The organism is Clostridium sp. K04, assembly GCF_019734375.1.
Lineage (GTDB): Bacteria > Bacillota > Clostridia > Clostridiales > Clostridiaceae > Clostridium > Clostridium saudiense.
In genome coordinates this window covers 1-15,664 of the sequence record NZ_JAASHD010000059.1, presented here as the reverse complement: position 1 = coordinate 15,664, position 15,664 = coordinate 1, and the positions used below count along the sequence as shown (strand labels likewise).

Annotated in this window: 15 protein-coding genes; 3 read left to right on the top strand and 12 right to left on the bottom strand. The window is 27.0% G+C overall.

The window, feature by feature from the left end:
• From rfbA to HCG70_RS16395, 5 genes are all read right to left on the bottom strand, one after another.
• The coding region (gene rfbA / locus HCG70_RS16415) for a glucose-1-phosphate thymidylyltransferase RfbA (protein WP_221698023.1) at positions 1 to 782 on the bottom strand (782 nt) is incomplete at its 3' end.
• Positions 783 to 801: 19 nt separating this feature from the next.
• Entirely contained in the window at positions 802 to 1,452 is a 651-nt protein-coding gene (locus HCG70_RS16410) for a sugar transferase (RefSeq protein ID WP_221698022.1), read from the bottom strand.
• Between the two features lie 59 nt (positions 1,453 to 1,511).
• Entirely contained in the window at positions 1,512 to 2,165 is a 654-nt protein-coding gene (locus HCG70_RS16405; protein ID WP_221698021.1) for a CpsD/CapB family tyrosine-protein kinase, read from the bottom strand.
• 12 nt (positions 2,166 to 2,177) lie between these two features.
• On the bottom strand, positions 2,178 to 2,858 hold the full coding sequence (locus HCG70_RS16400) for a YveK family protein (RefSeq protein ID WP_221698024.1): 681 nt from the start codon (positions 2,856 to 2,858) through the stop codon (positions 2,178 to 2,180).
• Positions 2,859 to 3,027: 169 nt separating this feature from the next.
• Positions 3,028 to 3,720, bottom strand: coding sequence for a YveK family protein (locus HCG70_RS16395; RefSeq protein WP_221698020.1), 693 nt, complete (start codon positions 3,718 to 3,720; stop codon positions 3,028 to 3,030).
• A gap of 433 nt (positions 3,721 to 4,153) precedes the next feature.
• Between HCG70_RS16395 and HCG70_RS16390 the strand changes: the two genes are divergently transcribed.
• Positions 4,154 to 4,756 (top strand): sigma-70 family RNA polymerase sigma factor, encoded by a 603-nt coding sequence (locus tag HCG70_RS16390; protein WP_221698019.1) that lies wholly within the window; start codon positions 4,154 to 4,156, stop codon positions 4,754 to 4,756.
• Positions 4,757 to 5,084: 328 nt separating this feature from the next.
• On the opposite strand, the gene HCG70_RS16385 is transcribed toward HCG70_RS16390, so the two are convergent.
• Both HCG70_RS16385 and HCG70_RS16380 read right to left on the bottom strand, forming a co-directional pair.
• Complete coding sequence (locus HCG70_RS16385) at positions 5,085 to 5,837, bottom strand: tyrosine-protein phosphatase (RefSeq protein ID WP_055277375.1); 753 nt, start codon at positions 5,835 to 5,837, stop codon at positions 5,085 to 5,087.
• 181 nt (positions 5,838 to 6,018) lie between these two features.
• Positions 6,019 to 6,993 carry a thioester domain-containing protein gene (locus tag HCG70_RS16380; RefSeq protein ID WP_221698018.1) on the bottom strand — a complete coding sequence of 325 codons (975 nt, stop codon included), beginning with the start codon at positions 6,991 to 6,993 and terminating at the stop codon, positions 6,019 to 6,021.
• A 378-nt stretch (positions 6,994 to 7,371) separates the two neighbouring features.
• Between HCG70_RS16380 and HCG70_RS16375 the strand changes: the two genes are divergently transcribed.
• Entirely contained in the window at positions 7,372 to 9,495 is a 2,124-nt protein-coding gene (locus HCG70_RS16375; protein ID WP_221698017.1) for a hypothetical protein, read from the top strand.
• 288 nt (positions 9,496 to 9,783) lie between these two features.
• Here HCG70_RS16375 and srtB read toward each other — a convergent pair whose 3' ends face one another.
• The 5 genes from srtB to HCG70_RS16350 all read right to left on the bottom strand — a co-directional run bounded on the left by srtB (position 9,784) and on the right by HCG70_RS16350 (position 14,032).
• Complete coding sequence (gene srtB / locus HCG70_RS16370; RefSeq protein ID WP_221698016.1) at positions 9,784 to 10,590, bottom strand: class B sortase; 807 nt, start codon at positions 10,588 to 10,590, stop codon at positions 9,784 to 9,786.
• 82 nt (positions 10,591 to 10,672) lie between these two features.
• The gene (locus HCG70_RS16365) at positions 10,673 to 10,912 is read right to left on the bottom strand and encodes a hypothetical protein (protein ID WP_042401012.1); all 240 of its coding nucleotides are present in this window, start codon (positions 10,910 to 10,912) and stop codon (positions 10,673 to 10,675) included.
• Positions 10,913 to 11,553: 641 nt separating this feature from the next.
• Positions 11,554 to 11,949 (bottom strand): nucleotidyltransferase substrate binding protein, encoded by a 396-nt coding sequence (locus HCG70_RS16360; RefSeq protein ID WP_042401010.1) that lies wholly within the window; start codon positions 11,947 to 11,949, stop codon positions 11,554 to 11,556.
• The gene (locus tag HCG70_RS16355) at positions 11,936 to 12,226 is read right to left on the bottom strand and encodes a nucleotidyltransferase domain-containing protein (protein ID WP_042401008.1); all 291 of its coding nucleotides are present in this window, start codon (positions 12,224 to 12,226) and stop codon (positions 11,936 to 11,938) included. The genes HCG70_RS16360 and HCG70_RS16355 overlap by 14 nt, the downstream gene beginning before the upstream one ends.
• A 210-nt stretch (positions 12,227 to 12,436) precedes the next feature.
• A complete protein-coding gene (locus HCG70_RS16350; RefSeq protein WP_042401005.1) occupies positions 12,437 to 14,032 on the bottom strand; it encodes a peptide chain release factor 3 in 1,596 nt (531 codons plus the stop codon).
• A gap of 438 nt (positions 14,033 to 14,470) precedes the next feature.
• Between HCG70_RS16350 and HCG70_RS16345 the strand changes: the two genes are divergently transcribed.
• On the top strand, positions 14,471 to 15,664 hold a 1,194-nt coding region (locus tag HCG70_RS16345), incomplete at its 3' end, for a YARHG domain-containing protein (RefSeq protein WP_221698015.1).

Genomic DNA, 15,664 nt, shown 5'->3' with positions numbered 1-15,664 from the left:
ATCCATCCTTGTCTATATGCAATTTCTTCAAGACAAGCTATAAATGTTCCTTGAGTTGTTTGTACTGCTTCAACAAAATTAGAAGCCTTAAGCATTGATACATGAGTTCCTGTATCAAGCCATGCCATTCCTCTGCCTAATAAATCAACTTTTAAAGTTCCTTCTTCCATATACACCTTATTAAGATCTGTTATTTCTAATTCTCCTCTTGGTGATGGTTTTAATGCTTTTGCCTTTTCAACAACTGAATTATCATAGAAGTAAAGTCCTGGTACTGCATACTTTGATTTTGGTTTTTCTGGTTTCTCTTCTAAAGATGTTACCTTTCCATTTTCATCAAATCCAACTACTCCAAAAGCTCTTGGATCTTGAACATAATATCCACATATCATTGCTCCGCTTTTTAACTTAGCTGCTTCTATTAAATGTGAACTAAAGTTTTGCCCATAGAATATATTATCCCCTAATATCATTGCTACATTATCATTACCAATAAATTCTTCACCAATAATAAATGCTTCTGCTAATCCATTTGGCTGTTCTTGAATTGCATATTCAATTTTCAAACCAAATTCTGAACCATCCTTAAATAATTCCTTAAAATTAACTATATCTCTTGGTGTTGATATTATTAATATCTCTCTTATGCCAGCTAACATTAAAACAGACATTGGATAATAAATCATTGGTTTATCATATATTGGCACCATTTGTTTTGACATAGCCTTTGTCACTGGATAAAGTCTTGTTCCTGATCCACCTGCTAAAATAATACCCTTCATTTCTACTCTCCCCTTCATTTTATGATGCATTTTTATCACCAAATAATACAAATACTGTTTTAAATATTAACTTAATATCAATCCAAAGGTTTCTATCTTCAACATAACTAATATCAAGCTTCATCCAATCTTCAAAATCAATATTATTTCTTCCACTTACTTGCCAATAACAAGTTAATCCTGGCTTTACAGTTAACCTTTTATACATCCATTCTTCAAACTGCTTAACTTCCTTAGGCAAGCTTGGCCTAGGTCCAACTAAACTCATATCCCCTTTTAAAACATTCCAAAGTTGTGGAAGTTCATCTAATGAAGTCTTTCTAATAAACTTTCCAACCTTAGTTACTCTAGGATCATCTTTCATTTTGAACATAGGTCCAGACATTTCATTTTGATGTGCTAACTTTTCTTTAAGCTCCTCAGCATTTACTACCATTGACCTAAATTTATACATATCAAATAATTTCCCATTTTTACCAACCCTTTTTTGTGAAAAAAATATAGGTCCTTTAGAAGTGAATTTAACTGCACATGCTACTATTGCAATAACTGGACTTAATAAAAGTAATCCACTTCCTGCTCCTATGATATCGATTGCCCTTTTAGAAATTTCATAAATTCTTTTTTTATTTTCATCTATATTATCAAACTCAACTCTAATCCCTTCCATGCATCTCCCCCACTTCTTTATGTAATATAAACCCCTAAAATATTATCATTTGTAAAGTATTATTCATTTCCGTAGTAATATTGATATTTATTTCTAGTGTTATCTACTGCATGTAAAATAGTCCCGATAATATCAGCATTAACTTTCTTTAAAGTATTAACTGTATTTTGAACTTCATCCTTTTTAGTAACACCAGCCCTAACAACAACTAAAGTTCCATCAACTTTTGTTGATAAAATTTGCGCATCAGCAACAGCTTGCACTGGCGGTGTATCTAATACTATATAATCAAAATGCTCTTTCATTTCCTTTAAAAATGCAGTCATTGCCTTTGAAGCTAACATTTCTGCTGGGTTTGGTGGTACCTTTCCAGCTGTTATAATGCTAAGATTTTTATTATAACAATGAGCTACATCCATAACCTTTTGCTTTTGAAGTAGAATATCAGAAATACCATATGTATTAGTAATTCTAAAATTCTTATGCATAGAAGGCTTTCTCATATCACAATCTACTAATAAAACTTTTGCCTCTCCTTCAGCTAAAGTTAATGCTAAATTTCCTGCAGTAGTAGATTTACCTTCTCCTGGATTAGAACTAGTTATTACTATAGTTTTATACTCTTTATCAAAAGAAGAATATTGAATATTAGTTTTTAAACTTCTATAAGCTTCTGCTGCTATAGACTTTGGACTTTTTTCAACTATAAACATTCATCTTACCTCCTATACACTTTCAATATCAGGAATAGCTCCAAGCACTGGTATCCCTAAATCTTTTTCAAGCTGATCTTTATTTTTATATGTGTTATCTAAATATTCTAATAAGAAAACTAATCCTACACTTATCATAAGTCCTAATAAAAATGCTATTGCAATATTAATTTTCTTATTTGGGCTTACTGGTTCTTCTGGAAGTTCAACTTCTTCAATAACTCTTACATTCCCATTAGGAACAAGTTCCTTTGCAGTTACTATAAACTCATCTGTTATACCTTTTAAAACATCTTTAGCTTCTTCTGCATCTTTACTTTTATACTTAATTTCAAGAATTTGAGTACTTGATATTGGATTTACAGTTAGAGCATCTACCACACTACTAGCTTCTAATTCATCATAACTTAATCCACTAATTGCTCTATTAACTAAATCTTTTGTTTTTATAGCTTGCGCATAAGTTTGTAATAATTGTTGATACATATTAATATCACTACTGTTATAAGCTGCATCATCGCTTTCTTCTTTACCTATAAATACCTTAGTACTTGCTTCGTATACTGGATCAATTACAAAGAAACTTATAACTCCTGATATTATAGTAGCTGTTAAAGTAATTGCTACAATCATTATCCAACGTTTTTTTAATGCTTCGAAAATTTCCGACAGACTTATTACTTGTTCTTCCATTTCATTCATTTAATTTACACTCCTTATCCTCGTGACAATCAATATAAAGTTAAAAGATATAATTTCATCAATAATTTATGCTACGATTTGAGTTGTCACACAATTGTAATAATATTAAGTTAAAATAGTTTTAAATTTAGAATACTAGATCCTAAACTTTAATTTTTCTCTAAAATTCAACATTAGGAATAACTCCAAGGACAGGAATTCCCATTTGTTCTTCAATAGATTTCTTGCTTTTAAAAGTATTATCTAAATACATAAACCCTAATACTCCACCTACACCTGCCATTAATCCTAAAATTAATGCAAGTCCAACAATCATAAGCTTTTTACTAAGCAAATTGCCATGATTAACATGCACTTGCTCTAAAACCTTGATATTAACAGTTGGATATAATTCCTTAGAATAAGCAATTAAGTTTTCAGTAGTAGAATAAAGCAAATCATAGCTTTTCTGAGGATTTAAACTTTTATATTTTACTTCTATAATTTGAGTATTAGTAATTGGATTAACAGTAAAATTACTAATAACTGAGTCATAAGTTATTTTCTCATCCTTATTACTTAAATTATTAATTTTAGAATCATTTATTGATTTATTAATAAGCTTCTTACTTTTTATAACTTCAGAATAGGTAGTAATTAATCTTTGATATAAACTTATTTCTTCATTATTATAATTTTCTGTAGTACTTTGGAACTTTTGCTTACCAATAAATACTTTCACACTTGCTTCGTATTCCTGTTTCATAAAAAAAGTTGTATATAAACCACTAATTAATACGAAGCTTATTACAACCATAATTATTATCTTCCAATTCTTTTTTATCTCCCCTAAATATTCAGCAATATTTACCATTTATCCCCCTATTTTTCAAAATTATCTTATTATTCTTCTTGCAATTGAAATTATAGCATAAAATTTAATATTGAAAAATCAATGCTAAACGCAATTAGCCTCAAAAATGTAAACGTATTTTCGACTTTTTTTGCAATATTTTAGAATTACTTTTTTCTGTAATTATCTTTTTTTACTTATATTAACTTTTTTTCTTACTTCTTATTTAATATACTGCTTTTTAGTTATTTTTACATTTAATAAATTTTTTAAAGCTTGTCGTAATTTGCAATAAAGTTTTTTTTTAATTTTAACAATTTAGAAACATTTATATTATTTTGTAGATATTCCGCACAAACTTTTTCTATAAATACTGGAAATTATGTAGTATAATGAACGTAAGTTCTTAGAACAAACGTTCTTAGAATGAATATAAAAAATGGGGTGATACTTTTTGAATAATTATAATAATGAAATTAAACTTAACTCAAAAAGACTACTTGATATAATTTTAGATGCCAAAAACAAAGATTCTGATTCTATACTTTTTTTAATTAATAAATATAAACCACTTATAATAAAATACTCAATATCTTATATATTAAAAAACTATGATAAGGAAGACTTAATTCAAATAGGAACAATAGCAGTAATTAAGGCAATAGAAAAATATGATATATCTCATGGCGAAGACTTTATTGATTGTTATATAATTAATTCAATTAAAAATACTTATAGAAATTTAGCTCGTGCTAATATCAAATATAAAAGTGAATCAAGCCTTAATATTTCAGTTGATGAAGACACAGATATCCAATCATTATTACCTGATGATTATAATTTAGAAAATGACATAATTAAAACTATGCAGCATGTTGATCTAAAAAATCTACTTAAATCACTAACTCTAGAGGAGTATACCCTTATAAAAGAAGCTTACCTTACTGAAAATTCAAACCTTTATAAATATTGCATTACAAATAATTTAAATTATCATAAGAAAAGAAGAGAATTAATAGCATTATTATCAAAACTAAAAATAAAACTTAGTAAATAAAATTATCATTTAAGAAAACCTTTTCTAAATAAAGTTATTCTTAAATAAAAAAATATCTACATTATATATAGATATTTTTATCTATTATAAATGTAGATATTTTTTCATATTAATAATTTATATAACTCTTAAAATATATTATTATTAAATTTTATTATTAAACTATATTACTATTATATATAGCTTTTATATTACTCTTATTATATAAGTCTTACATTACTTTCTAAAATTTTGTTTTTATTAATTTATATATTAAAAGCTATGCAATTTTATTATTTAACTTAAATACATTGAAATTAAACTAATATAATTTTAAAAATATGCACCTTTAAAAAAGCCCTAAGAACTTCTTTTCCTTTACAGCAGTTCCATTAAAAGCTACTTCTTCATCATCAAGCATAGCACTTGCATTGCTAATGAAGGCTCTTTTTTGAGATTTTTCTAAAAGTTTAAGAGCTTCGCTCATATCTGTATCTCTTCCTCTGTCTCTATGTGCATCAGATCCAATAAAGCTATAAACATTATGTTCTAAGAACTTTTGAGCAGTTTTCTTAACATCTTTACCAAAATTCCCCGCAATACTTCCCGCATTTAACTGGAATAGCATTCCTTCTTTTATAAGCGCATTAATCATTGAAGGTTTTTTAATAAATTGCTTGTACCTTTCTGGATGAGCAATTATTGGCACTATTTTTCTTATTTGAAGCTCATAAATAGTATCTATAACTTCATCTAAATTAAACTCAAGCATTGGTAGTTCAATAAGCATATATCTTGACCCATTAATTGTTCCAATACACTTGTCATTAAAGTACTCCATAAGATTGCTACTGTAATATACTTCTTGTCCAGCATATATATTTATATCTATATTATTGTCTGCTGCAACTTTCTTTAATTCTTCTACTCTTTTTAAAACTTCAGAATACTCAACATCAAATCTTCCTCTCATAAAATGAGGTGTTGCTACTATTGATTTAGTTCCTGATATCTCTGCTTTTTTTAACATTGTAATTGTCATTTCTATACTTTTTGAACCATCATCAATCTCATTTATTATATGTGAATGTATATCTATCATCTCTTATTCCCCTCTCGCCATTTTATCCTTTGTTCAAAAGATTAATTATATTATATCTAACTTACTGTTATTTTCAAATAATTCTCTAAAAACTATACCTAAGAAAGCAATTGCTCTACTTTATAATAACAAGCAAAATAGCTTCTTGAACATACCAAAAGTAATTTTATAAAAATTAAAGTTAACCCAAACCAGGAACAATTACACTTTCACTTTCATTTTCATTCCTAGATTCAATCATTTCTTCATCATCTGGAATATCTGGCCATGCTTCAAAGTCATTTGAAGTATCATCTGTAACATCTGGTTCAACCCTTCCACCTTCTGATGGTGGCATAACCTCTTCATTTTCTACAATATATGCAACTATTCTTTGTACACTATCATTGTAGTAATATTCCATTGCAATATGCCCTACATCTTCTCCACTATATTGCATTCCCTCTTCATATATATTTTTAATAGTTTGAAGCATATTTTTATCGCTACTCTTAAACTTCTTTGGTATATAGCCTTCACTAACACACCAAATTGCCATTTGTGTTGCAAAATATGCATCACCATCTGATGTTAAACCTAGTTCTTCTGCACTTTTATTAGGATATCCGGCTGCCATAATTCCTATTATATTCTTTTCTGGTGTTCCTTCAAACTCAAACATTTCCCCATTTGGGTATTCTTTTTCAACTTCTAAACAGTATGCTACTCCTACTTCTGTAGTAATCTCTTTTGCTATTAAATAAAAGTCTTCATATCCAATGCTTCCAAGCACATTATCCCCCGTACTAACTACCATCTTGTCTCGCACATTTTCTGCTTTTGATACCCCTTTTAATGTTTCATTATTATTTATAGGATTAACTCTTTGTTCTACTAAATCACTAACTTTTGAAAAATCAGCTTTTTCAGAAAATACAGATACAGCTTTGCCACCTTGAAAATCAACACTATTAATTTCATTGCTTCTATTAATATAATTTAATTTTTGTAATTTTAAATTTGAATTTTTATATGTAGGGCTTCCTCCTACATTTTCAACCCTAACTGATCCATCAACTCTTGTTAAAGGTTCTGCATAAACAGTGTTTGTCAAATTTATAATTAACATAAGTAATATGGTAATGATAATCAATAAGTTCTCCTTAACTCTTTTCATTAGTGCACCTCCAATAAAATTATTCTTATAATTATTTTTATGTTGTTTTTTAATTTATCATTTTAAATTAGTCCTTTGATATTTATTCACAGAAAATCTTCCAATATCATAACTCCTAATATTATTGTTGGCCTTATATGAAAATATATACTTGAAATCTAATTTCCTTAATAATAATTTTTGTTTTAAAACTGCTATTTTACTAATCTTATAATGTCATAGAATTAATATCTTATAAATATTTTTGTATTTTTAAATTCTTATATATATTAATTATTAAATTATTTTAAACTATGTCACCTTAACTCATAAAAACATATTATATTATGAGATTATTTTTTTATAATCTTTGTAAAAATATATGAAGTGGTAAAACTAATGAAGAACGAAAGAATAAAACGATATACTAATGAAATAAGAACTAAAAATTTTATTATAAGAAAAATTTCTAACCCCAATAACTGTAAAAACAGAGTAGACGGTCTTATTCCTGGTGGTGATAGGTCAAACTCATATGTATGGGCAATGGCTGAAACAAAGAAATATATCTATATAGGAAGTAACCGAAATTTACTACTAAATTCCATTAATTTATTTATTACTAATGATACTTTAGCAAATGTAATTACTAAACTTGTATTTAGAGGCGATGTTCCTACTGATGTTGATGATAATGCTGCTAGAATATTTAGATATAATAACTCTACTAAAAAAATTGAACTTGTTTACAAATCTGAAACTGATTCTGATGGAATAGTTTATGAAACTGGTTATAGAAGTGCAATAACATTTAAAGCTAGTAACGAAGATAGTGAAAGTGTTTATATGGGTGGATTTGGGCCTAAGTATGCTAGAATATTGAAATTTAAAGATAATTTTGTTATAGGAATTGATAATCCTGAAGTTGTATTTTTTGATGAAAGTGGTTTTGCAAGCATAAGGTCTATGGAAATTTATAATAACAAATTATACTTTGGAATGATGATTATTGATTCTGATTTAGTAATTATGGAAAGTGAAAATCCTAGTAAAGATAATTGGAATGTTGTTGCAAATTTAAATTCTTTTCAAAACATTCCAAATGTAGATCAACTTTCTACTGGATATGGAGGTATCTTCGATTTAATTGATTATAATGGATATTTATATGCAATAATTGGATCTGGACGTAAGCCTTTAGAGGAATCTGGATTTTTAGTATTCAAAGGTAACCCTATTGAAACTATAGATGAGTATGATTCTAATTTTGATTGGAATTGGCAAATAATAGTTGGTCCTGGTGCAAAATATGAAGCTGGCCTTGGAATACCTTATCATGCTGTAGCAACTCCATTTAAATATACAGCTTGTGATGGTAATGAATATGTATATGTTGGAACTTTTTCTAATATAATTTATGCAATTCAAAGAATGACTCAATTTGATTTTAGTTATTTATATGAAAGCTTTAAAACTCCTACTACCCTTTATAGATTCGATGAAAATGATAATTGGGATTTAGTTATAGGTACACCAAATGATTCCCAACCATTTGAAACTGCATTAGGTAATTACAAAGCTGGGTTCGTTAGTAAATGTAGCAATATAGATTACTCTTCTAATCAATATATTTGGAGAATGTCTAATTACAACGACAAATTATTTTTAGGAACATTTGATTCATCAACATTATATGATTACCTTATTCCTAAAAACATTCCATGCTCTTTAAATAACTTCAAAGAAATACTAAAGTTTTTATTAAACTATTTGATTCAACTCAAAATCATAAATTCATCTAAAGCCTATAATATAATTGATTTATTTAAAAATTATACTAATCTTAGTAATACTCCTGATAAAATTTCACTTGTATATGCATGTTCACATTCTAATGAAATGAAACCTAGCGAATATTTAGAAGATCATATTAATAATTTAACTATAAATGCTCACTTAAATTTATTAAGTTATTTTAATGCCTTCCTTCCAGATGATTTAAGTACTGAAATCACTGAATTAATAAGCGATATTAACTTTGTTAATTGTGGAAACTATTTAAATAAAAATGTTTTATCAGCCTTAGATATGATTTCTAAAAAATTCCCTTATGATACAATAAATGATGATGAAAAGTATTTAGAATTAATTTATGAAAATCTAAGTTACTATTTTGGTGATGGAACTGTAGATGCTATAAGAAATGCCATTGATAAATGTAATAACAATAAAGAGAATCTTATTTTATTAATTTATAAAATTAAAAACTACTTGAATTCTGATGAGATAGCAAGGCAAATTTATTATATTAAGGAAATAAGAAAAATGTTAGATAACTCTTTACCTGGATTTGATTTCTTTGTATCTAATGATGGACTTAATTTTAGTAGGATTACTAGAAATGGATTTAATGATAAATTTAATTATGGCCTCAGAACCTTTATATCTAGTAATGATTGTCTTTATATAGGTACTGCTAACCCATTCTATGGTGGACAACTTTGGAAGCTAACTGAGATTTAATTTAAATTGTAATATAGCATTAATTAAAATGTTACATTATGTGTATCCTCTGATATATCATAAATATTTGTAAGAAAAAATGCCTAGATTGCTTAATCTAGGCATATCTTATAATTAATAATTTATTAGTTGTTATTCATTGATTGCTCTACGTCGTTTTAAATAATTTTACTAACTGTTATTTCTTCTTAAAACAGTTACTTTTACTTAATAAAACAATTATACTTTGTAACCCCATATAATTCTGTTATATTAAAATGTTGTTAACAACATTTTGGTATAACAGACCTATATGATATTTTCAACAACATTTTGATATAACAGAGCTTTATACCAATTACACCTTCTAGCAACTACAATAGTTCTCGCATCAGTAAATTCATAACTACAAGTTACTAAAGTTATAAGATTATCCTCTGCACTAAAATCAACATCCTTTTTATAAAGAGATTCCTCTGCCTCATTATACGCATAATTAATGAATTCATCTTCACTTGCAAATCCAATTGCTAAATTAACTTCATTTACATTCTTTACATAAACAGAAAAAGCTTCATATTCATATAATGTATTATTCATTATTATGTTAATTTTATTATCTTCATTGAAAAAACTTTCTTCCTTATAATTTGTAATATTATTAAACATAGTTCCATTTCTCATATTATGTCCATATAAAATAATATTCTTATCATTATCAATATCGTTTGCACTTTCTACAAAAACTGTCCCGGAAATATTAGATTCTTTTCTAAAGTTATGCTTCAAATAATAATCATTATCTGAACCTTGAACAACAGGATAATTTATATTTGTATTTTCAATTTGTATCCACATTTTATAATCACTATTTATAGATTTTAATTCTTCTTCATTTGCACTATTTACATAATTGCCCTCTTTAGATTGATCTTGTCCATCATTTTCTCCACTAGAATTATTATCTAAATCACTGGCTTCATTAATTACTGGTTGAAGATCCTGTATTTCTGAATTTAACTTATCATCTTTATTGTAATTATAATACTTATATCCTATAATACTTAAGCATACTATAATAATAGCTACTAATATAATGTTAATTATCTTTCTCATATATTTTCCCTTTTTACATTTTATATTTATACATCTATTTTATCATTATAATTTATAAATTGCTTAAATATATTTTATGAATTTATTCTCTACTTTCAACTTTTTGTTTATTAATTTCAAGTAATAATGCTCCTCCTGATAATATTAACACTGCAATAACCATTACTAATCCTTCATCACCAGTTTTAGGTATTACTATATTATTATTTGATACTTCTGCCTTAACTGTTGTACATATTGTTGTCATCATTAGAAATATCATTAAAAATGTTAATATACCCTTATGAAAAATTTTATTTTTACCCCTATTTAGTTTTCTCATACCTTTTCTCCCTTTTCGTTTAAATAAATAATCATTATAGCTAATTTTGCCATACATATTAAATATATTTATTCAATGGCTAAATTATTACTAGCAAATCTCAATAAAATATCCCTTTTACTTTATTGAGGTTAACTATTTAACATATTTTACCATATTTTTTCTCTAATTTCTATAATTTTATTTTTAATATATTTAATCATTTATTTAAAAAAGAGTGTTCTCTTAACTTTAAAATTTTATTATTTAATAATAGTTATGTTAATTAACCATAATAATTTCAGAGTATCAACCTTACAGCCCTAACTGTTTAGAATAACTTATATCACTTATTTTACAACTTCAAAAATTTTATAATTTTCTAGACATAAAAAAAGAACAAACTGTATTTTATAACCACAATTTGTTCTCTCTCTCTGATTTAGCTTTATCCATACTATGTAAACTCATTAATTTTAATAACTTTATAAGCTGTATAAACGCGTTAATATATTATCCAACAACATTTCGATACAAAATCGGAATCTTACATATAAATTATATAAAAATATCAATATATTATCTCTATCATTAAAATCTAAACTACTATTTTTATATAATCCTCTATAGCCGTCTGAAATTTCTAATTATAAAATTATACATTATAATAATTTCTCCAAATTATTTACAAGCTCACCTATTGCATCTACATATTTATCAACAATTCTTCTAGCAACTTCATCAGCTAAATTTTCATTATAGATATGAGAAGTACAGTTTCTATCCTCTAACAAATTAATCCAAACCTGATCATCAGAAATTAAATTATTAACATAAGCTTTTTTGTATATAGTTCTTGGAAATGAATTTTCCAATGTTACACCTAAATACTTCATAAATTCCTTTAAAGTTTTATGTGTTAACTCATATGTAAATTCAAATCTTTGAATTAAGCTATCTCTTATTATATCATTTTTACCATCATACATATCACTAACTTCTTTTAATCTTAAATAGGCTTTCTTTAGATTTATATATTTAAATTCAACACTTCTCATATAATAAAATTCCTTCTTTCTCTACTTGCTCTATAAAAAATTCATCTCGAATATTATTCATATCTGAAAAATCAAACTCTAAAAGTGTATGTGTATTATTTTCAATTTCTTCAATAAATAATAACAAATCACTATCGCAATATATTCCTAAATCTATATCACTTTTTAATTCATTATCTCCTCTTGCTCTAGATCCAAAAAGAACTACTTTTTTAATTCCATCATATTTTTTCGATATATCTACTATTTCTTTTATTATATCCTTATTTAAATTCAATAGTTCTTCCCTCCGCTTATTTCTATATTTATTTATATTATATACCACAAATACTGCTTTATAAACATCTTAATATATCCCATTAACTAATACATAATTGAAAAGTGACAAGCTGTGAAATTATTCTCACAACTTGCCACTTATCATTTATCACTTGTTACTTGGAACTTTCCTTCCCTGTAACATGTTATTTATAATTTAAAATTTTATTTATTCGTCGCTCTTACCAACACCAGAAAGAACTAATCCTTTATTATGATCTAAAGCCCAGTTAATTCCCCAGTCATTTTGGAATATAATAAGGTCTCTATCCTTAAAGTCTTTAACTCTCTTAGCATCAGAAGTTAAGTTTAATCTATCAATATCTCCATCGTAGCTTTCAATCCATCTTACATATCTAAATGCAAGTCTATCCATCTTGATATCAACATTGTATTCATTCTTAAGTCTATATTCAAGAACTTCAAATTGAAGTACACCTACAACCCCAACTATTATTTCTTCCATACCAACATGGTTTTCTTTAAATACTTGAATTGCACCTTCTTGAGCTATTTGAGTAACACCTTTAACGAATTGTTTTCTCTTCATAGTGTCAACTGGTCTAACTCTGGCAAAGTGTTCTGGAGCAAATGTTGGAATTCCTTCAAACTTAAACTTTTTGCTTGGTGAACATAAAGTATCTCCAATTGAGAATATACCTGGGTCAAATACCCCGATAATATCCCCAGCATATGCTTCTTCAACAATTTCTCTGTTTTCAGCCATGAATTGTTGAGGTTGAGCAAGCTTTAATTTCTTTCCGCCTTGCATGTGGAATACTTCTTCACCCTTAGTGAATTTACCAGAACAAATTCTCATGAATGCAATTCTATCTCTATGAGCCTTGTTCATATTTGCTTGAATCTTAAATACAAAAGCAGAGAACTTATCATCAAATGGATCAATTTCTCCAATATTTGAGTTTCTAGCAAGTGGTGATGTAGTCATTTCTAAGAAATGCTCTAAGAATGGCTCAACACCAAAGTTAGTTAAAGCTGATCCGAAGAATACAGGAGTTAATTCCCCAACTCTAACCTTTTCCATATCAAGCTCATCACCAGCAATATCAAGAAGTTCAATATCTTCCATTAATTTATCATGAAGTGCTTCACCTAATATTTCTCTGAACTTTTCATCATCAACAGAACCTTCAATAGCTTCAACTTCTGTAGAACCGTGATTTCCACCATTGAATGCTATGATTCTTTGATTTTGTCTATCATAAACACCTTTGAAGTCTTTACCTGAACCAATTGGCCAATTCATTGGATAAGTTTTAATTCCAAGCTCAGCTTCAATATCTTCTAATAATCCAAATGGATCTTGAGCTTCTCTATCCATCTTATTGATGAATGTGAATATTGGCATTTCTCTTAATGAACAAACGTGGAATAACTTTCTTGTTTGGTCTTCCACCCCTTTAGCAGCGTCAACTACCATTACAGCAGAGTCAGCAGCCATAAGAGTTCTATATGTATCTTCTGAGAAGTCTTGGTGCCCAGGAGTATCTAGAATGTTTATGCAGTGTCCTGCATAATTAAATTGCATTACTGATGAAGTAACAGAAATACCTCTTTGCTTTTCTATTTCCATCCAGTCAGAAACAGCATGTGTTGATGCTTTTCTTGCTTTTACTGAACCTGCAAGTCTAATTGCTCCTCCGTATAATAGGAACTTTTCTGTTAATGTTGTTTTACCAGCATCAGGGTGAGAAATAATTGCAAATGTTCTTCTCTTTTTTATCTCATTTATGTAATCAGCCAATTTTATGTCCTCCTAAAATTATTTATATATAAATTTAAATAAAATTTCTTTATCTTAACTTTTTTAATAAAAAGAATCTTAAATTCCCTTAGTCGTTGAATACACGGTATGTAACTTTAACTGACTAAATTGAAATTTTGGGTTTCCGTCAAGTTCGACTAACCAAATTACCAGATAGGTAACTTCTACTTACTAAATCTAAGATTTAGAGTATCAGTTGAAATTTGGAGTATTCATTTTAAAGGAAACTCGACTCCTTTCAGTCGCTGAGTAAGTTCGACTAACCAAATTAAAATTTGGAGTCTCACTTAACTTAATTATTATATACTTTTTTCTCTCATAATACAAACTAATCCTTTTAAAATTTAATGTTATATTTTTTCAATTTCACAAATATTTTAATATAGGCAATATTATATTTTAAGGAGGGAAGTACTAATGAAAATTTGCTCTCATTGTGGATTTAAATTATTGGATAATCAGAGGTATTGTCCAAAATGTGGTTTACCTATAACTACAAGTAATAATCAAGATAAAGCTAACCTTTCTCATGACGAAAACATAGAAAATACTGCAAGAATAGAAATACCAAACTTTGATGAAAAAGAACATAACAAGAAACCTGTAATTATAGTTTCTTCAATAGCAATAGGAATTTCTCTTTTATGTGTTATTTTAGTTGTATTATTAATTTATAATCAAAATAAAACCAAAGTTAATACCGATAATATAGATACTATTAATCCAGTAGATACTATAAACAATACCGATGGAAATGATACTGATGACGATGATATTAATAGTATTGATAATGATAACACTGAAAAAATAGATGAAACTATTATCATTGAAAATACGGATGAAACTAATAATCAAGGTAATACTGATAATACAGTTAATAATGATGATACTAGTAACGAAAATAAAACTATTATTAACTCTGAAGATTCTAGCACAGTAGATTCTTATATAAAAAAATATGCAGACAGAGATTTTATATTACCTCAAAGCAAGACTAAAAAATTAACTTATTCAGATTTAAATTCTCTTTCTGTAGAAGAATTATTTATTGCTCGTAATGAAATGTTTGCAAGGTATGGCTATGTATTTGATGATGATTCTAATCTTGCTAAATTCTTTGAGAGTAAAGAATGGTATTCATCTAACTCCAATTATTCCGGTGATCTTCATTCAGAAATTGAAGAAGATAATTGTAAATTAATTAGAACAGTAGAATTTACAAAATTATCTCATGATTCATGTCCAGATATAACTTCTGATTACGTTTTTCCAAATAGTTCTTCTTCACTATTATCAAGTAGTGATATTTCATCAAAAAATAACTGGGAAATTATTATTGCTATAAATGAAATATATGCTAGATATGGTTATAGCTTTTCATCAACCGAGCTAAATAACTACTTTGAAAACAAATCCTGGTATAATAATACTCATTCTAATGATATAACATTAAACGATATTGAAGATAATAATTTAAAACTTCTTGCAGAAGAAAGGGAACGTCGAACTAAAAATGCATTAATGCATGATTTAGGAGGATATCTAAAAATTTGTGTAAAATATAAATATAATAAAATGTATAACTGGAAATTTTATTTCCAGTTATATTTT

Excerpts from the sequence above, each read along its gene's own strand:
- HCG70_RS16410 (WP_221698022.1), bottom strand. The coding sequence starts at position 1,452 with ATGGAAGGGATTAGAGTTGAGTTTGATAATATAGATGAAAATAAAAAA.
- HCG70_RS16405 (WP_221698021.1), bottom strand. The coding sequence starts at position 2,165 with ATGTTTATAGTTGAAAAAAGTCCAAAGTCTATAGCAGCAGAAGCTTAT.
- HCG70_RS16400 (WP_221698024.1), bottom strand. The coding sequence starts at position 2,858 with ATGGAAGAACAAGTAATAAGTCTGTCGGAAATTTTCGAAGCATTAAAA.
- HCG70_RS16395 (WP_221698020.1), bottom strand. The coding sequence starts at position 3,720 with ATGGTAAATATTGCTGAATATTTAGGGGAGATAAAAAAGAATTGGAAG.
- HCG70_RS16385 (WP_055277375.1), bottom strand. The coding sequence starts at position 5,837 with ATGATAGATATACATTCACATATAATAAATGAGATTGATGATGGTTCA.
- HCG70_RS16380 (WP_221698018.1), bottom strand. The coding sequence starts at position 6,993 with ATGAAAAGAGTTAAGGAGAACTTATTGATTATCATTACCATATTACTT.
- HCG70_RS16375 (WP_221698017.1), top strand. The coding sequence starts at position 7,372 with ATGAAGAACGAAAGAATAAAACGATATACTAATGAAATAAGAACTAAA.
- srtB (WP_221698016.1), bottom strand. The coding sequence starts at position 10,590 with ATGAGAAAGATAATTAACATTATATTAGTAGCTATTATTATAGTATGC.
- HCG70_RS16365 (WP_042401012.1), bottom strand. The coding sequence starts at position 10,912 with ATGAGAAAACTAAATAGGGGTAAAAATAAAATTTTTCATAAGGGTATA.
- HCG70_RS16360 (WP_042401010.1), bottom strand. The coding sequence starts at position 11,949 with ATGAGAAGTGTTGAATTTAAATATATAAATCTAAAGAAAGCCTATTTA.